Source organism: Pseudomonas sp. SDO5522_S412 (genome assembly GCF_054071215.1).
Map to the genome: position 1 here is coordinate 1 of NZ_JBSVWQ010000034.1, position 16,346 is coordinate 16,346.

Genomic DNA, 16,346 nt, shown 5'->3' on the forward strand with positions numbered 1-16,346 from the left:
TTGGTTACTTTTGGGGCGTTTGCCAAAAGTGACCCGCTGTAAGAGCGGAACCATAAGTGGCCGTTACCGAAGAAACGGATATGTACTCGGTCCCCCTCCCTCAGGCCACTTTTCCAGCCGCCTGGCGCTCCCGCTCAGCCACCAACTGCCGAGTCAGCGGAATCAGCCTCTTCCCGTAATCAATAGCATCATTCAGCGGATCAAACCCACGAATCAAAAACGTCGTGATACCCAGGTCGTAGTAATCCAGCAACGCCTCGGCCACCTGATCAGCCGTACCCACCAGCGATGTAGAGTTACCCTGGGCCCCCAGCAACCCCGCAATCCCGGTCCACAACCGCTTATCCAACCGCGACCCCTGGGCCGCCGCCGCCAACAGCCGCCGCGACCCCTCATTCGGCGGTTCACGCCTCACAAACCCATTCTTCTCAGCCAACGCCGTCGCCTGCTCCAGGATGCTGTCCGCACGCTCCCAAGCCAGCGCTTCAGTCTCTGCCAGAATCGGCCGCAACGACAAACTGAAGCGAACCGTACGCCCATGCCTGGCCGCCTCAGCCCGCACCTGGGTGACCACTCCCTTCACCTGCTCGTAGGTCTCACCCCACAGCGCATACACATCCGCATGCTTGCCCGCCACCGCAATGGCCGCCGCTGAAGACCCGCCAAAATACAACGGTATATGCGGCTGCTGCGGCGACTTCACCGTCGAAAACGCACCCTCGTACCTGTAGTAAGTGCCGTGATGGTCGAAGGGCTTTTCACTGGTCCATTCCTGCCGCACCACGCTCAAGTACTCGTCGGTGCGCGCATAACGCTCATCCTTGTCGATATGACTGCCATCGGCCCGCAGTTCACGGTCGTCGCCGCCGGTGATGATGTGCACCGCGGTGCGCCCGCCGTTGAACACATCCAGCGTGGCGAACTGTCGCGCAGCGAGGGTGGGTTGGACGAAGCCGGGCCGGTGGGCAATCAGGAACTGCAGCTTTTTCGTCACGCTGGCCGCATGGGCAGCGATCAACGTACTGTCCGGGCTGTTGGAATGGAAGGCCACCAGCGCGCGGTCGAAGCCGGCCTCTTCGTGGGCGCGGGCCACGGTCTCCACGTAGTCGGGCTGCAAGGTCGGGCCGCTGCGAGGGTGGATCTCGGAGGCGTGGTGGCCGCCGATATAGCCGATAAATTCGATGCTCATGGTCAGTCCTTGTTGAGGGCAGGAATAAAGCTGCTATCGAAAATAGGGGCCGCACCCGGGCCTGTAAAATGCCGATTGGTTCTATCCTAATTATAAAAATACAGAATCATATTTTTATATCGTTATCAGTAATACGCATTTTAATCGTATTAGGTTATTCCCAAATAGAATTTCACTGAGGTTTTTTATGCGAATAGCATGAAACCGCAGCGGCGCTCCTGGCCGTGTTCTTGATGAGGAAGGAAGCCCGATGACTGAAAAGTCCCTTAACGCCAGTTCGTTTTCCGTCGACAAGGCCGAGGGTCAAGCCGGCGTTGCGTCCCGCTTGATTCCGCGCTGGCTGCGCAACTGGCGCACCCCCGATGTGTTGCTGCGGCTGGTCAGCCCGATTGTGTTGCTGTTGCTGTGGGAAATGGCCTCCGAGCTGGGCTTGATCCCGGCACGGATCATCGCCGCGCCGTCTCAGATTGGCGGCACCCTGTGGGCAATGATCGTCTCCGGAGAGCTGGGCAAGCACCTGCTGGTGTCCCTGCAACGGGCGCTGCTGGGCTTGAGCATCGGCGTGAGTATCGGGGTGGTGGCCGCGTTGATCACCGGCCTGTCGAAGCGCGGCGAGGTAATCCTCGACTCACCGATGCAGATGCTGCGCACCATTCCTTCCCTGGCACTGGTGCCGTTGTTCATCCTCTGGTTCGGCATCGGCGAGTTCACCAAGATCGCACTTATCGTTACCGGCACCACCTTTCCGGTGTACCTCAACCTGTTCGCCGGCATCCGCAACATCGACCCCAAACTGATCGAGGCCGCCAACACCCTCGGCCTCAACCGTCGCGAGCTGATCTGGCACGTGATCCTGCCGGGCTCGTTGCCTTCGTTTTTTGTCGGCCTGCGCTATTCCCTGGGCATCTCCTGGCTGGCCCTGGTGTTTGTCGAGCAAATCAACACCACCGCCGGTATCGGCTACCTGGCCAGTGATGCGCGGGACTTCATGCGCACCGACGTGATCGTGATCTGCCTGTTGATCTATAGCGTGCTGGGCCTGCTGATCGACGGCTTGATCCGCACCCTGGAACGTTTTGCCCTGGCCTGGCGCCCATCGTTTGTGAGGAACTGACATGTCGATTCTCGAAGCTTCAACAGCACCGGTGCAGTTGCGCAATGTGGTGCGCCAGTTCGGCCAGCAGCGGGTCATCGACGGCCTGGACCTGGATATCGCCCCGGGGGAGTTCGTTGCGTTGCTGGGCGCCAGCGGTTCCGGCAAGACCACCTTGCTGCGCAGCCTCGCGGGCCTGGACAGCATCGACAGCGGCCAGTTGCGCGTGCCCAAGGCTCGGGCGGCGGTATTCCAGGAGCCACGCCTGATGCCGTGGAAGCGCGCCTGGAAAAACGTGATTCTCGGCCTGCGGGTTCCCGACGCCAAGGCCCGTGCGGTGCAGGCGTTGACGGAAGTCGGGCTGGCCCATCGGCTGGAGGCGTACCCGGCGACCCTCTCCGGCGGCGAGGCCCAGCGCGTGGCATTGGCTCGCGGCCTGGTGCGCGAGCCCAAGCTGCTGTTGCTCGACGAACCCTTCGCCGCGCTGGATGCGCTGACCCGCATCAAGATGCATCGCCTGATCATCGAGCTCTGGCGCAAACACACGCCGGCCGTGTTGCTGGTGACCCACGACGTCGACGAAGCGATCCTGCTGGCCGACCGCGTGATCGTACTGGCGGAGGGCAAGATTGCCGAGCAACTGCGCATCGACCTGCCCCGTGCACGGGATACCGGCCAGGACGGTTTCCAGGCGATTCGCGCCCGCTTGCTGAGCCTGTTGGGGGTTGAAGTGGACGTCCCGGCCGCCCAGCCTGCGAACGCCAGCGTCAGGCGGTTTGCCCATGGTTGAATTCAGAACCCTTTGCCTGTTGGCGGCTGCACTGCTGATGGGCGGCTGCGACAAAGCCGCTGAAGCGCCGAAGTCTGCATCGGATCTGTCGGGTGTGACCTTGATCCTCGGTGACCAGGCCAAGGGCTTGCGTACGGTGGTGGAGGCCGCCCACGCCCTGGATGGCATCGACTACAAGGTCCAGTGGGCCAACTTCCAGGGCGCCGCGCCGCTGTTCGAGGCCTTGCGCGCCGGCGCCGTGGACCTCGGCCCGGCCGGGGATACACCGGTGCTGGCGGCTGCCACCGGAGGCACGCCGCTGCGTATCGTTGCGGTGCGCCGCAGTCAGGCGCGCAGCATTGCGATCCTGGTGCCGCCCGATTCACCGATCCACAGCGTGGCCGATCTGAAAGGACGCAATGTGGTGGTGTCGTCGGCCCGTGGGAGCATTTCCCAGTACCTGCTGATCCGCGCCCTGGCGAATGCCGGCGTGGATGAAAAGGACGTCAACGTCGGCTTCGTGCTGCCCACCGATGCATTACCTGCGTTCAACGCCGGCAAGATCGAAGCCTGGGCGACCTTCGGGGTGTACCAGGCGTTCGCCGAACAGCAGGGCGCGCGGGTGCTGATCAGCGGGGAGGGCATCAATACCGGCCTGACGTTTATTACCGCGTCCGATGAAGTGCTCAGCGACCCGCTCAAGCGCCAGGCGTTGCGTGACGTTTTGCAGCGGTTCGCCAAGGCTTTTGAATGGGCGCAGCAGAACCCCGAGGAATACGCACGGGTGTTTGCCACGGTCAACGATATCCCGCTCAAGGTTTCACAGTTGCTGCGCACATGGGGTGATGAGTCGCTGCTGCCGGTAGAGGAGCGGGATGTGCAGGCGTTGCAGCAGGTGGATGATTTGTTTGTGGAAAAGAAGATTTTCCCGCACCGGGTAGAGGTACGGAAACTGACGGATACCGAGGTGTTTTCGCCGCAATCGCTGGCTGGCGCGCCCTGAAGTCGTTGTGTTTTGCCCGGACCTGAGGTCTCATGGGTCCGGGAAAAACTTGCGGGTAGGGAACAGCACTTGATACGGGAAGAACTGGCGCAATATGGCGGTATCACCGTCATGATTCCGGCCGCAGTGGTGATCGCCGTCTGGCTCTGGTATTCCCGGCCCCAGGCGGTCAAGTGGTGGCTGATGACCATCGCCTGCACCTATTCCATCGTGGCGTTCAGCAAGTTGCTGTTCAAGGGCTGGGGCGTGGCGCTCCAGCAACTGGATATTGCGGTGCTCAGCGGTCACGCCATGAATACGTCGTTGATGGTGCCCGTGGCGATGAGCCTGGTGGCGCGCCGGGTCAACCCCGAGTGGCGCTGGCCCGCAGCTATCGCCGGGATGTTGATCGCCGGCTGGTTCAGTGCCTATTGCGTGGCACCCTATATTCACCCACTCAACGAAGCACTGGCCGGTGGCTTTTTGGGCGGCATGGCGGCACTGGCGTTTCTGTGGCGCCTTGAGGTGGTTGAAGTGCGGGTTTCCCCATCGTTGATCGGTGGGGGAATGGTGATCCTGTTGTTAAGTGCGATGGCACCCAAGTACAACGCCGAGAAGCTGCTCAACCATGTGGCAGTGGCCGTATCAGGTGCCGACCAGGCCCATCAGGAGCCTTCCTGGCGGGCCTCTTCCATGCAGTTGAACGCCGAGTAAGTGGCCAGGTCCAGGGCCAGGTTACTTTCCACCAGCAGCTCCAGCAGCACCGTCTGGCAATTGAAGCGCCGGGCATCGCCACGGCGCTGCGAACGCTTCATCTGCTTGAACAGCGTGTCGGTTATGTCCTGCGGTGAGATGCCGCGCAACTGATCCAGCCAGTGGGACATGATCCGGGTGTTGCGCGCATATTGCTCCGCCGGCAGTTGTTCGTGCGGTGCCAGGCCCACGAAACCTTCAAACGTGTTCGTCAGCCTTTTCAAGGCGTAGGCCCGTTTCAGATCCTCATAAATGCTCATGGCCGCTCCTCGGTGCAGGAAATATTCGCCAATAGTTCGGCCGTCTTCATTTGCATCAGGTGGCTGTCGCCGCGGCTCTCCACGCACAGGCAGATGGACAGGGGATTGCTCACCTGCAACTTGAAGCGCCAGTCGGCAAACACCATTGAAAGCCCGGTACAGGATTCGTCACTGTCCAGGGAATGGCCGGCGTATAACACCTGCATGCGTTCTACAACGGTGGTTGAACTATTAACCTTGACGTGAATGTTTCCCGAAGAAGGAAACAGGCCGATACGCTCTACCAATAGCTTTGAACTTTTCATGGCCGTCCCTCGCTGTTAATTCACGTATTACTTTATTCTCAAGAGGTGAAAAAGTAAGCGGATGTTATTTTTAGTCTGTTATTAAGTTGAATGTTATTTCTTGTCTGTTCAGCGCCGCTATCAGTCACTTCTTTGCACTCGGTTGATTTCTGCCAATGGCAAGTTGATGCGTTGTTCCCGTTGCAGGAAGTTCATCAGCAACACCACACGTTCCTCACCGTCCATGGCCAGGAAGACCGCTTCAAGTTCGGCAAACGGCCCTTCATTGATGCGCACGCTTTCGCCGGGCTGCAACAGGGCGCTCACCACGGCCTGGTGGTCGCGCTCCTGGAGTTCGTCCACCAGCGTGTCGCTGATGGGCAACGGGTGCGCGCCGAATGCCACCACCCGCGACACACCGCGGGTCGAGCGCAGTGAGCTCCAGCTGTCCTGCTGGCTCATTTGAATAAACAGATAACCGGGAAACAACGATTCACGGGTGGTCCTGCGCTGGCCCTTCAACAGCCGTTCGCGTTTATAGGTAGACCGGAAGCAGGTATAGCCCTGGCGCTGGAGGTGCTCCTCGGCGCGCTCGTCCTGCCGGGATTTGCACTGGACCAGGTACCAGGCTTTGTTGGCATTTGCGCTCATGGGAGTTCCTCTTCCTATATAAGGCGATACGTGACAAGGCTGTAATTTAAAGCCGATGGGGGTGATGAAGTAATGAATGTTATAAATTGTCGGGTTGAAGGCGGTGGTTGTTATTTTTCGTCCGGAGATAATTTTGGGGGAAGTAAGGGTTACGTGTTAATAAATACTGCCGTGAAGTAATAAAGTTGAAGAGGTTGCTTCATGGGGTAATGGATGGCCCGGGGATAGTGCCTTGTTTAAAAGAGTGTTGATTGTCTGTATTGGCAATATTTGCCGTAGTCCCACCGCGGAAAGTCTTTTGCGTGGCGCACTCCCGTGCTCCGATATCAAGATCAGTTCTGCAGGTATTGCCGCGTTGGTCGGCAAGCCGATTGAAACCACCGCCCGTGCGGTACTCGAAGCCCACGGTCATCCGGCCGACAAGCACCAGGCCACCCAGTTGGCGCCACAGGCGATCAGTGAAGCCGACCTGATCCTGGTCATGGAACGACAGCACATCAATGCCGTGCTCAGCATGGCGCCCGAGGCACGAGGCAAGGTCTTGCTGCTGGGCAAATGGCAAAACGAGCGAGAGATCAGCGACCCGTACCGTCAAGGCAAGGCCGCGTTTGTGCACGCTTATGCGTTGATCGAAGAAGCTGTAAACGCATGGGCGCAGCGTCTTGCACGCTGATCGCCACTACTTTTTGAATCGAAATAAAGGCTAAGAATCCGACTTATGCAGCAAACGCCAGCAGTCACCGTACAGGAAGACGATAACGGGGAGATTGATCTCCTCGGTCTGTTTGGAACACTGATCGACCATAAATGGCTGATCGCTGCGGTGACCGGTGCCTTTATGGTCACTGGCGCCGCCTATGCGGTGCTGGCAACCCCGGTCTACCAGGCGAATGCCCTGCTGCAGGTCGAAGCGAAAAAGAACGACTTGCTGGGCTTCTCGGACATCGGCGGGATGCTGGGCAAGGAGTCGCCGTCGGCCACCGAGATCGAGCTGATCCAGTCCCGCTACGTGATTGGCAAAACCGTCGACAACCTGAAACTCGATATCGTCGTACAGCCGATGTACTTCCCGGTGGTGGGTGAGTTCCTGGCGCGCCGCTTCCAGAAGGCCAACCCCGGTGCAATCGCCGAGCCGCTGCTGGGCCTGGACGGCTTCGCCTGGGGCGGCGAGTCGCTGAAGATCTTCAAGCTGGACCTGCCCGACGGGCAATTGGGCAAGAAGCTGACCCTGACCGTGGGTGAAAACGCGCACTACACCCTGGTGGATGAAGATGACCAGGTGCTGGCGGCCGGCGAGGTCGGGCAGCCGTTCGAGCAAAATGGCGTGGCATTCCAGATTGAAGAACTGCGCGCCAAGCCCGGCACGCGTTTCCGGGTGATCCGCAATGCGCGACTGACCAGCATCCTCGACTATCAGGAAAACCTGGATGTGGTCGAGCGAGGGAAGGAGTCGGGCATGATCGGCCTGGCGCTGGAAAGCACCGAGCCGGACCAGGCGATCAAAATCCTCAATCAGATCGCGGCGATCTACGTGCGGCAGAACGTGGAGCGCACCTCGGCTGAGGCGGCGCAAAGCCTGGCGTTTCTCAAGGAGCAACTGCCGGAGGTCAAGAAGGACCTGGAAAAAGCCGGGAAGGCCTTGAATGAATACCAGACCCGCAGCAAGTCGGTGGACATCACCTTGGAAACCAAGGCGATTCTCGACCAGATCGTGGGCCTCGATACCAGCATCTCCGAGCTGAAGCTGCAACAGGCCGAGATGGACCGCAAGTTCACCCGCCAGCATCCCGCGTATCGCGCATTGCTGACTCAGATCGGCGAGCTGACCAGCAAGCAGCAGAGCCTGGCGAGCCGGGTCGAGAGCCTGCCTTCCACCCAACAGGAACTGCTGAGCCTCACCCGGGATGTCGAGGTCGGCACGGCCATTTACACCCAGTTGCTCAACAAGTCCCAGGAACTCGATGTGATGCGCGCGGGCACCGTGGGCAACGTGCGCCTGATCGACACCGCAGACGTCAATTTCTTCAAGCCGATCAAGCCGAAAAAGATCCTCATCGTGCTGATCGCGACGCTGCTGGGCGGCTTCCTGGCGGTGACGCTGGTGCTGCTGCGCAAGGCGCTGAACCGTGGCCTGGAAAGCCCCGAGGCCATCGAGCAACTGGGCTTGCCGGTGTACGCGTCGATTCCGTACAGCACGCTGCAAAAGGTCGAAGAAGACAAAATCACCCGCAGGCGTGGGCGTGCCGATGCCGGTTCTTCATTGCTGGCCATCAGTCACCCCACGGACCTGGCAGTGGAGGCCTTGCGCAGTTTGCGCACCAGTTTGCACTTCGCGATGCTCGAGGCGCCGAATAACCGGATCATGATTTCCGGCCCCAGCCCCGAGGTGGGTAAAACCTTTGTCTCGGTGAACCTGGCGGCGGTCATCGCGCAAACCGGGCAGCGCGTGTTGTTGATTGACGTGGATATGCGACGGGGCTACCTGCACAAAGTGCTGGGCGTGCCGGCCAAGGATGGGCTTTCCGACATCCTCTCCAATCAATGCACCCTTGAATCCGCCATCCACAAAACCGGCGTTGAAAACCTCGACATCATCAGCCGCGGGCAAATACCGCCGAATCCTTCCGAGCTGCTGATGCACCGCAACCTGACCGAGCTGTTGGCGCAGGTCAGCGAACGGTATGACCTGGTGATTCTGGATACGCCACCGCTCTTGGCCGTGACCGACGCAGCCATCGTGGGACGGCAATCGGGGACCAACCTGATCGTCACCCGCTATGGCTTGAACCCGGCAAAAGAGATCGAGCACACCATGCGCCGATTTGCCCAGAACGGCATCGTGCTCAGGGGTGCGATCTTCAACGGCGTTGAAAAGAAAGCGTCGGCCAAATATGGCTACGGCAACTACGGGTATTACCAGTACGAGTACCAGGCTGATCGGAGCTGATTCACCACTGTAATTGCAGGATAGAGGTCACGTTTTCAGGAAATGAACGAAAAATCCTGGGGCGGTAGCGTGCCAAATTCAAATCAGCATAAAGAATACCCAGCCATGTTTTACCTGTTATCCCTTATCGCGCTGTCAGCGGGTTTGCTCGCGGCGAAAAATCCAAAATACTCAATCGTAGTGTTCGGGATAATGCTGGCTGTTATTCCCACGGGTAACTCCTACAGCGAAATAATCTCGCTCAAGGGTATCTACTTCTTTGACTTTTATATCGTCGGCGGGCTGGGCGCACTGCTGATCCGGCAGGTGGCTACACAGAAGAAACAATTGACGGTGCCGGGCGGCCTGCTTTTTGGGTGCGGGCTGTATGTGGTGTTACTCGCCTGCGGCCTGCTGGAGTCCTCGAACAAGTACCTGTTGAAGGATGTTCGGCCGTTTATAATGATCCTGTCATTTATCGTGCTCTCGAACATCGCGACCCTTGCCGCAAAAACGCTGAAGTTGCAGACAGTGCTCCTGCTATTGATCGCGATGACCGCCTTCAATGTACTGGACATTGCCTGGTTACGCTTGGGCTTGTACAAGTTTCAAGACGTCTACTATGAAGAAAACGCCTACCGCTACCTGGACGGCGGTACGTACGCCGCCGTGGCCTATCTGATTTATTACTTCATAGACCCACGGCTGTTCGAACACAGGAAAAAGCTCGCAAGCATTTGCCTGGCCACTTCATTCATCTGTTTGTTCATTGCCAACTCTCGCTTCATCTTTGTCTCGGTGTTTGCGGCGATCATCATCCACCAATACACCCGGCCCGCCCGCATGATAGGCGTTGCCCTGGCCGGGGCGGTGGTGCTGATGGCGTTCATTGGCATCAGCAATATGATCGGGGCTGATCGAATCAATGATGGTTTGTCGTCCGAAGGCATGGCCGCCCAATTGGCCACGCGCTTCAGCCCGGCGCTGGAGTTGATCCGCGGCATGAACCCGCTGCATTACTTTGTGGGACTGGGCGCGGGCACGCCGTTCGAGATTCCCTGGTTCGAGTACCGTGGCCTCGATGACAAGAACTCGAATATCGACAGTGCCTACTTAACCTACTTCGTTAAGTACGGGCTGATCGGCGTGTACTTGTTGTACGTGTTCATTACCTCGATTACCCAGCACATGAACAGCCGGGTGGCGGTTTCGATCGCCATCTTTCTGGGGGTGATGTTCGTTGTCTCGGCCACGCCTTATCAGCCGTACGCCATCGGTATCGCGTATGGCGCGATTGTGCTGCGGGTCTGTTCCGAACACACCGCCAGGCAACGCAAAAAGATCCTCAAGCCTGGCCAGCCGCTGATAACCACACCCTTGCAGGTGAATGCCGGATGAACAGCACACTGTTGAAAAAGTTCGTGTCCAGTACGGCATGGAGTTTCGTTTCTGCCGTGGCCACCAAAGTGTCGGTGGTCATCACCGGCATCCTGGTTGCCCGGGTATTGGGTGCGCAATCGTTTGGCGAGTATGGCTTGATCCAGAGCGCGATTGTGATGCTTGCCAACGTCGCCGCCCAAGCCACCACCACGGCGACGGCCAAGCATATCGGGCAGTTCAAGGAGACCTGTCCCGAGAAGACCGGCAGGGGCATTGCGCTGACGCTGCTGTTCTCGGTTGTGTTCAGCGGGATGATCATCGGGACAGCGCTGTTTTTCCCGCACTTTTTCTCCAGCGTTATCCTGGGGGCAGACAGCCTCAGCGCTGCATCGCTGATCGTATTGAGCACCATCACGTTGATTATCCTGTCGGGATGGACCCAGGGCTGCCTGACCGGTTGGGGCCAATACCGGACAATCGCGACCATCAACGGAATCATTGCGATTGTCGCGATTCCGGCGACGTACTTCCTGACCCTGCAGTTCCGACTCAATGGTGCGCTGCTGGGCTTGGCCGGTTCTCAATTGCTGATCGTGTTCTTCAGCGCACTGGCCTGCTGGAAGACTTTGAAGGCCCGAAATACCACGCTGAGTTTCAAAGGTGCAATGACTGAAAAGCACGCAGTGCTGTCGGTTGGCCTGCCGGTATTGCTGACGGGGTTGATGGTCGCCCCGATGAACTGGTTCGCCAACAAGTTGCTGGCGGAAACAACTAACGGCCTTGCCGCATTGGGCATGTACGCCGCCGCGATGCAATGGAACGCGATCTTTTCCCATGTTTCCGTGGTGTTGGGCTCTGTGCTGGTGCCGATGCTGGCCGCCGCGCTGGGCGGTAAAAGCCGCAAGTTGGACGCCTTGAACTTTCTGTCGGGCTGGCTGGTGGTGTTGGTGATCATACAGCCGGTGATCATGTTCCCCGAGTTGCTGGCCAAACTGTATGGCAGCAGTTTCCTGGGGCGGGATTTTGAAGTGACATTAGTCCTGGTAATCCTGGGTTCGCTGCTCAGTGCATTCAAGTCCGGTATTTCAAGAAAAATGATCGTGATGAACCTGGCCTGGTTCAGTGTGATGAGTAACATTCTATGGGGAGTGTTATTCATTGCCGGAGCACTGTGGCTTCGGGAAGAAGGTGCAATCGGGATTGCCAAGGCATTTATTGGTTCGCAGTTTATTCACTTCCTGCTGGGACTGCCGTATTTCGTCTACAAGAAGATATTACCTCTGGAGTTGCTCGTATCTCCCAGGATCCTGATCTTGTGGACGTTGCCTCTCATCAGTTTCATATCAAGCGCCTACGTCGAAAGTGTGCTGTATCGATTGATGATCATGGCGCTGATATTTATCTACATTCTCGCAACAACGTTTGCCTTGAATGCCGTGTTTAATGACCCCGTGGAAAATGGAAGCCCAGCATGAATGTCAGCAAAGTATATATCCGGGGGGCATACGGTCCTGGTAATTTGGGTGATGACGTATTAATGCTATGCGTGATCAATATTCTGAAAAAACGCTTTAAGGAATCGGATATAGCGGTGGGTGTCGATCATCCGCAGATCGCCAGGAACTTCAACCCGCGTATCAAGTGGCTGCACATCAAGGAGCCGGTCAAGGCTGACCTGGTGGTGTTGGGCGGTGGGGGCCAGTTCTTCTCGTTTATCCCACCGGCCAAAGAGGCGGCTGCCAACAAAGGCATCGTGGCGAAGCTGTGCAAGAGCATCAAGGCGCAGACCGACCTGAAGTCCACGCTTCTGCGTTTGTATGTCGGGTTGCGCGGTGGTGTCGACAGGATCTATTTCCACCGGCGCCTGGCAGCGTTCTGCATTGGCCTGGGCCCCTTCGATGGCGGCGGCAAGCTGCTGACCCGCGCCGTCAGCGTGATCAATCGCTGTGACTACATTTCCGTGCGGGACGGTACCAGCCAGCAGCATTGCAAGGCCTTCGGAAAGTCCGACGTCGAGGTGTACACCGACCCCAGCCTGCTTTCCGACCTGTGGATCTCCAGCAAAGACCTGGAGGTCGGCAGCCTCAAGAAGGGCAAGTACCTGTCCTTCATCCTGCGCGACTGGCCCCATGACGCGAACGGGCAACAGTTCATCAAGGCGATGGTCCAGGCCGCGGATGAGCTCGCCAAGCGTGGCGAGCAGGTACGCCTGGTCTCGCTGTACAAGGAACGTGACCAGCACCTGATCGACAAGTACCACACGTTCGAATGGTTGTGCTGGGACGCGGCGGGCGATACGCCAGAAACCTTCATGGCGAAACTGATCGTCGAGTCCGACGTGATCATCAGCGCCCGTGCACACGGTGTACTGCTGCCGGCTTCCCTGGGCTTTCCCACCATCGCGGTTGAAATCGAAAACAAGCTGAAAAAAGTCCATGAAATGCTGCCGCAGGGCACCCGGCTGGTCAGCACCCCAGACCCTGAGGTGATCAAGGCCACCATCAGCGAATTTCGGCAATCCAAGGCGCAAATGGCCGAGCACCTCAAGCAGGAGATCGCCCAGCGTTCTTCCCTTGCGCAAAAAGCGGTCGACGACTTTTTGAAATGGGTCGATGAAAAATAAAGTGGAGGGGCAACCGACGTGAAAAAGACAGCCTCGACGCTACTCATTGTGGCGTTCGCCCTGCAGGTGGCTGCCAGCGGCGCATCTGAGTTGAACGACCGTTGCGAGCCAGGCATCAAGAACATCTACCCGTTACTGCCGGACATTTCGCAGATGGCCGACGGGCCCCAGGCGCAAAGCAGCATAAAGGGCAGGGCCAATCTGACGAACAAGGCCTACAGCCAAAAGATCAAGGACATTGCCGTGCATTTTCCGGCCGGCTCCTATGACCCGGGTTCGATGGTGCGCCTTGGGTTGCCCTACGGCGGCATTGAATTCAAATCCCCACTGCCGCAACCGGGCAGGGAATGCCTGGTACTGACCTATGAGTTGAGGTTCGACAGGAATTTCGACTTTGTAAAAGGCGGCAAGCTCCCGGGCCTCTACGGTGGAACCGGCAATACGGGCGGCAAGATACCGAACGGCCATGACGGCTTTTCCACGCGCTACATCTGGAAAGAAAAGGGCGCCGGCGCCATTTACGCGTATTTGCCCACCAGTAAAACCTGGGGCACGGCAGTCGGGTTGGGATCCTGGATCTTTACGGTGGGGCAATGGCACAGGTTGGAGCAACTGGTGAAGTTGAATACGCCGGGGCAGGCCGACGGTGTGATTTCCATTTGGTACGACAACCAGCTGGTGCACTCGGAAACCGGGCTGACGTTTAGAGACACGCCGGAGATCACCATCGACGGCTTGCTGTTTTCGACGTTCTTCGGTGGCAATAACCCGTCTTTCGCCACGCCGGTGAGTACCAATATCCGCTTCAGGAATTTTGTGATGAGTTCACAGCGCGTAACGGATACTTCAGGGCAGGGCGAGTAGATGAAGAACCTGAAACTGAACATCAAGAAGGCCGCTGTTGCGCTGTTCAATACGCTGCTCAGCCTGGCGTTGTTTTTCAATCTGCGACGCGCGTTGCTCCGGGCAACCGGATGCCGGGTGGGCGCCCGGACCACGATCCACCGCAACGTGGTGTTTTTCTCCTTCGGCAACTTCTCGGTCGGGAAAAACTGCACGGTCAATTACGACTGCTACCTGGATAACCGGGCGGGCATCCGCATCGGCGACAACGTCAATATTTCCCATAACACCCGGGTTTATACGCTGGGCCACGATATCGATGACCCCATGAGTTGCCTGGTGGGGAAGCCGGTGTTGATTGAAGACAATGCCTGGATCTTTCCCAATGTGATGGTGATGCCAGGCGTCACCATCGGAACAGGCGCGGTTGTTTATCCGGGCAGTGTGGTCACGCGCAACGTTGCAGCGTATTCGATCGTGGGTGGCAATCCGGCCAAACATATCCGCTTCAGAAACAACACTATTCGATACAACGCCGACTTTCCGATCTGGTTTGCAGTGTAAGCAATCTCACTGGCCCCACCTTTATTTATGCAGGACTCTGACGTGAAATCATTAATGATTGCATGGATTGGCTATCAACGACGCGCCGATACCATGAAGCAATACTGGGCGTATGACATTCTGCATCTGCCCAACCAGTTCAAGAAGAAATCCGCGCGGCCGCTGGATTACTTGATCAAGTCGTTTAAAACCCTGAAGACCCTGTTGGCCGGTTCGCCTGACGTGCTGTGGGTGCAGTTGCCGCCGAGCCCGGTATTGCATATAGCACTGGCCTACAAGTTTATATTCAACCGCCGGCTGAAGATTATCGCCGATGCCCACAACAGCCTGTTGCGCAAGCAATGGATAGGCTTTCCGGGCACGGTAGCGCTGTTGAATAGAATCGATGCCGTCGTCGTTCATAATTTTAAAGTCAAAGAAGAGTTGGCCGGCCTGGGCGTCAAGGACACCAATATCTTTATCCTGGAAGACTTGCCGTGTGACTTTCACGCGGCGCCCGCCAGTGAGCGCGAGACACCCTATGTACTGTTTCCGTGCTCGTTTGATATCGATGAACCGATCGAGATCGTGATCAACGCCGCCCGGGAAATGCCCGGTGTCGACTTCCTGATCACCGGCAAGCATCAGGGCAAGCTCTCCGAGGAGCTCGTGGCGTCACTCCCCGAGAACATCAAGCTGACCGGCTTCCTCAGCAAGGCGACCTTTGAACAGCTGCTGTGCCACGCGAATGTGGTGCTCGGCCTGACCACCCGCGACAACGTCCAACTGAGCGTGGCCAACGAAGCGGTCAGCGCCGGCAGGCCGATGGCGCTTTCGAATACCACGGTACTGCGCTCGTTGTTTTCCGAGGCGGCGGTGTTTGTCGACACCCTGGACCCGCTGTCCATCAAGGCCGGCGTCGCGCAGCTCATCGCCAATCAAGAAACCTATAAAGAGAAATCGGCCTTGCTCAAAGCCAAGCGAATAACCCGCTGGAAAGGCCAGGCCCAACTGTTAAGAACTGCCGCCACTATTTAATGATGTCTATTACACCTGACAGGAAGGGAACCGTCATGAGTCAATCAAGTGATGTTTTATTGATTTGTTCTGGAGGTGGGCACTGGGTACAAATGAGCAAGTTGCTGCCTGCCTTCGACGGTCAAAAAGTTACCATCGCCACCGTTGATATCAGCATTGGCTCGCAGTATCCAACCCATGCCTTCGCGCAAGTCCCGGACTTTAATCGCAGTGAACCGTTGAAGATCATCAAGGGCTTTTGCCAGATCTTTGCGATCGTTTACCGCAGCAAGGCCAGGTACGTGATCTCCACCGGGGCGGCACCGGGGTTGCTGGGGCTGGTCGCGGGAAAACTGATGGGCAAAAAGACCCTGTGGATCGACAGCATTGCCAATCCCAAGAAGCTCTCGTTGTCCGGCAGGATCGCTGTGTATTTTGTCGATGAGTTGCTGACCCAGTGGCCCACGCTGTCGCAAAACAGCCGCGCCCAATATAAAGGGAGGATTGTATAAATGATATTTTGCAGCGTTGGCACTCAAGCACCCTTTGAAAGAATGCTCGGCTACTTGCATGAGTGGAGTCATGCAAACCCGCAGGTCCCGATTGTTGCCCAGGTGGGCAATAACGAAAATGACCTGGGGCGCATTACGGCTTATAAGACCATCGCCGAGCCGCTGTTTTCCAAGAACTTCAATGCGTCAAAGGTGATTGTTTCCCATGCGGGCATGGGCAATATCATTCGCTCCCTTGAACTGGGCAAACCGATTGTTATCGTCCCGCGCGACAGTCGGCGTGGAGAACACATCAATAATCACCAGTACGACACCGCCGAAAATTTTTCAGACCTTCCCTCTGTGTTTATCGCCCATGATAAAGATGCGTTCTTTTCGGCGATCGATTCGGCGCTTAACTACAGCAGTGCCGAAAGTTCACTGGACTTTACCGAAAGGGACCGCTTGATCAGTTATGTGAAGTCATTCACTTCTTAAGTTTCGGCTGTTTGTCAATCCGCTCTTATTGCCTTTAATCATCG

The 16,346-nt window shown here is 57.5% G+C and carries 18 protein-coding genes; 14 read left to right on the plus strand and 4 right to left on the minus strand.

The window, feature by feature from the left end:
• Nucleotides 1-100: 100 nt before the first annotated feature.
• Nucleotides 101-1,189, minus strand: coding sequence for an LLM class flavin-dependent oxidoreductase (locus ACW9I6_RS10530; protein ID WP_457339263.1), 1,089 nt, complete (start codon nt 1,187-1,189; stop codon nt 101-103).
• 250 nt (nt 1,190-1,439) lie between these two features.
• Between ACW9I6_RS10530 and ACW9I6_RS10535 the strand changes: the two genes are divergently transcribed.
• The 4 genes from ACW9I6_RS10535 (at nt 1,440) to ACW9I6_RS10550 (ending at nt 4,747) form a co-directional block, all read left to right on the plus strand.
• Nucleotides 1,440-2,303: an ABC transporter permease gene (locus ACW9I6_RS10535; RefSeq protein WP_219406979.1), complete on the plus strand. Its 864-nt coding sequence runs from the start codon at nt 1,440-1,442 to the stop codon at nt 2,301-2,303.
• A 1-nt stretch (nt 2,304) separates the two neighbouring features.
• Complete coding sequence (locus ACW9I6_RS10540) at nt 2,305-3,072, plus strand: ABC transporter ATP-binding protein (RefSeq protein WP_214498910.1); 768 nt, start codon at nt 2,305-2,307, stop codon at nt 3,070-3,072.
• Nucleotides 3,065-4,054: an ABC transporter substrate-binding protein gene (locus tag ACW9I6_RS10545; protein WP_008435483.1), complete on the plus strand. Its 990-nt coding sequence runs from the start codon at nt 3,065-3,067 to the stop codon at nt 4,052-4,054. Before ACW9I6_RS10540 ends, ACW9I6_RS10545 begins: the two co-directional genes overlap by 8 nt.
• Nucleotides 4,055-4,123: 69 nt before the next feature.
• The gene (locus ACW9I6_RS10550) at nt 4,124-4,747 is read left to right on the plus strand and encodes a hypothetical protein (protein WP_087694216.1); all 624 of its coding nucleotides are present in this window, start codon (nt 4,124-4,126) and stop codon (nt 4,745-4,747) included.
• Here the strand turns inward: ACW9I6_RS10550 and ACW9I6_RS10555 are convergent.
• From ACW9I6_RS10555 to rfaH, 3 genes are all read right to left on the minus strand, one after another.
• On the minus strand, nt 4,699-5,046 hold the full coding sequence (locus ACW9I6_RS10555) for a hypothetical protein (protein ID WP_087694217.1): 348 nt from the start codon (nt 5,044-5,046) through the stop codon (nt 4,699-4,701). The two genes, ACW9I6_RS10550 and ACW9I6_RS10555, sit on opposite strands and share 49 nt — an antisense overlap.
• Entirely contained in the window at nt 5,043-5,351 is a 309-nt protein-coding gene (locus tag ACW9I6_RS10560; protein WP_023658750.1) for a hypothetical protein, read from the minus strand. Before ACW9I6_RS10560 ends, ACW9I6_RS10555 begins: the two co-directional genes overlap by 4 nt.
• Nucleotides 5,352-5,471: 120 nt before the next feature.
• Nucleotides 5,472-5,981, minus strand: a complete 510-nt coding sequence (gene rfaH / locus ACW9I6_RS10565) for a transcription/translation regulatory transformer protein RfaH (protein ID WP_457339264.1) — start codon at nt 5,979-5,981, stop codon at nt 5,472-5,474.
• A 232-nt stretch (nt 5,982-6,213) separates the two neighbouring features.
• On the opposite strand from rfaH, the gene ACW9I6_RS10570 reads away from it, so the two are divergent.
• The 10 genes from ACW9I6_RS10570 (at nt 6,214) to ACW9I6_RS10615 (ending at nt 16,302) form a co-directional block, all read left to right on the plus strand.
• Nucleotides 6,214-6,654, plus strand: coding sequence for a low molecular weight protein-tyrosine-phosphatase (locus tag ACW9I6_RS10570; protein ID WP_032899408.1), 441 nt, complete (start codon nt 6,214-6,216; stop codon nt 6,652-6,654).
• Nucleotides 6,655-6,699: 45 nt separating this feature from the next.
• Nucleotides 6,700-8,928: a polysaccharide biosynthesis tyrosine autokinase gene (locus ACW9I6_RS10575; protein ID WP_457339265.1), complete on the plus strand. Its 2,229-nt coding sequence runs from the start codon at nt 6,700-6,702 to the stop codon at nt 8,926-8,928.
• Nucleotides 8,929-9,033: 105 nt separating this feature from the next.
• On the plus strand, nt 9,034-10,305 hold the full coding sequence (locus ACW9I6_RS10580) for a DUF6369 family protein (protein ID WP_008435476.1): 1,272 nt from the start codon (nt 9,034-9,036) through the stop codon (nt 10,303-10,305).
• Nucleotides 10,302-11,762 (plus strand): oligosaccharide flippase family protein, encoded by a 1,461-nt coding sequence (locus tag ACW9I6_RS10585; RefSeq protein WP_177022021.1) that lies wholly within the window; start codon nt 10,302-10,304, stop codon nt 11,760-11,762. The genes ACW9I6_RS10580 and ACW9I6_RS10585 overlap by 4 nt, the downstream gene beginning before the upstream one ends.
• A complete protein-coding gene (locus tag ACW9I6_RS10590; protein ID WP_134326349.1) occupies nt 11,759-12,910 on the plus strand; it encodes a polysaccharide pyruvyl transferase family protein in 1,152 nt (383 codons plus the stop codon). The genes ACW9I6_RS10585 and ACW9I6_RS10590 overlap by 4 nt, the downstream gene beginning before the upstream one ends.
• A gap of 18 nt (nt 12,911-12,928) precedes the next feature.
• Nucleotides 12,929-13,774: a polysaccharide lyase gene (locus tag ACW9I6_RS10595; RefSeq protein ID WP_457339266.1), complete on the plus strand. Its 846-nt coding sequence runs from the start codon at nt 12,929-12,931 to the stop codon at nt 13,772-13,774.
• Nucleotides 13,775-14,317, plus strand: coding sequence for an acyltransferase (locus ACW9I6_RS10600; RefSeq protein WP_087694222.1), 543 nt, complete (start codon nt 13,775-13,777; stop codon nt 14,315-14,317). It begins immediately after the preceding gene.
• Nucleotides 14,318-14,371: 54 nt separating this feature from the next.
• Nucleotides 14,372-15,334 (plus strand): glycosyltransferase family protein, encoded by a 963-nt coding sequence (locus tag ACW9I6_RS10605; RefSeq protein ID WP_087694223.1) that lies wholly within the window; start codon nt 14,372-14,374, stop codon nt 15,332-15,334.
• Between the two features lie 35 nt (nt 15,335-15,369).
• On the plus strand, nt 15,370-15,825 hold the full coding sequence (locus tag ACW9I6_RS10610; RefSeq protein ID WP_023658755.1) for a glycosyltransferase family protein: 456 nt from the start codon (nt 15,370-15,372) through the stop codon (nt 15,823-15,825).
• Nucleotides 15,826-16,302 carry a glycosyltransferase gene (locus tag ACW9I6_RS10615; RefSeq protein WP_003211352.1) on the plus strand — a complete coding sequence of 159 codons (477 nt, stop codon included), beginning with the start codon at nt 15,826-15,828 and terminating at the stop codon, nt 16,300-16,302.
• Nucleotides 16,303-16,346: the final 44 nt, after the last annotated feature.

Bases quoted from the DNA above. Each gene is read 5' to 3' on its own strand.
- ACW9I6_RS10530 (WP_457339263.1), bottom strand. From the start codon at position 1,189: ATGAGCATCGAATTTATCGGCTATATCGGCGGCCACCACGCCTCCGAG.
- ACW9I6_RS10535 (WP_219406979.1), top strand. From the start codon at position 1,440: ATGACTGAAAAGTCCCTTAACGCCAGTTCGTTTTCCGTCGACAAGGCC.
- ACW9I6_RS10540 (WP_214498910.1), top strand. From the start codon at position 2,305: ATGTCGATTCTCGAAGCTTCAACAGCACCGGTGCAGTTGCGCAATGTG.
- ACW9I6_RS10545 (WP_008435483.1), top strand. From the start codon at position 3,065: ATGGTTGAATTCAGAACCCTTTGCCTGTTGGCGGCTGCACTGCTGATG.
- ACW9I6_RS10555 (WP_087694217.1), bottom strand. From the start codon at position 5,046: ATGAGCATTTATGAGGATCTGAAACGGGCCTACGCCTTGAAAAGGCTG.
- ACW9I6_RS10560 (WP_023658750.1), bottom strand. From the start codon at position 5,351: ATGAAAAGTTCAAAGCTATTGGTAGAGCGTATCGGCCTGTTTCCTTCT.
- rfaH (WP_457339264.1), bottom strand. From the start codon at position 5,981: ATGAGCGCAAATGCCAACAAAGCCTGGTACCTGGTCCAGTGCAAATCC.
- ACW9I6_RS10575 (WP_457339265.1), top strand. From the start codon at position 6,700: ATGCAGCAAACGCCAGCAGTCACCGTACAGGAAGACGATAACGGGGAG.
- ACW9I6_RS10580 (WP_008435476.1), top strand. From the start codon at position 9,034: ATGTTTTACCTGTTATCCCTTATCGCGCTGTCAGCGGGTTTGCTCGCG.
- ACW9I6_RS10585 (WP_177022021.1), top strand. From the start codon at position 10,302: ATGAACAGCACACTGTTGAAAAAGTTCGTGTCCAGTACGGCATGGAGT.
- ACW9I6_RS10590 (WP_134326349.1), top strand. From the start codon at position 11,759: ATGAATGTCAGCAAAGTATATATCCGGGGGGCATACGGTCCTGGTAAT.
- ACW9I6_RS10600 (WP_087694222.1), top strand. From the start codon at position 13,775: ATGAAGAACCTGAAACTGAACATCAAGAAGGCCGCTGTTGCGCTGTTC.
- ACW9I6_RS10605 (WP_087694223.1), top strand. From the start codon at position 14,372: ATGATTGCATGGATTGGCTATCAACGACGCGCCGATACCATGAAGCAA.
- ACW9I6_RS10610 (WP_023658755.1), top strand. From the start codon at position 15,370: ATGAGTCAATCAAGTGATGTTTTATTGATTTGTTCTGGAGGTGGGCAC.
- ACW9I6_RS10615 (WP_003211352.1), top strand. From the start codon at position 15,826: ATGATATTTTGCAGCGTTGGCACTCAAGCACCCTTTGAAAGAATGCTC.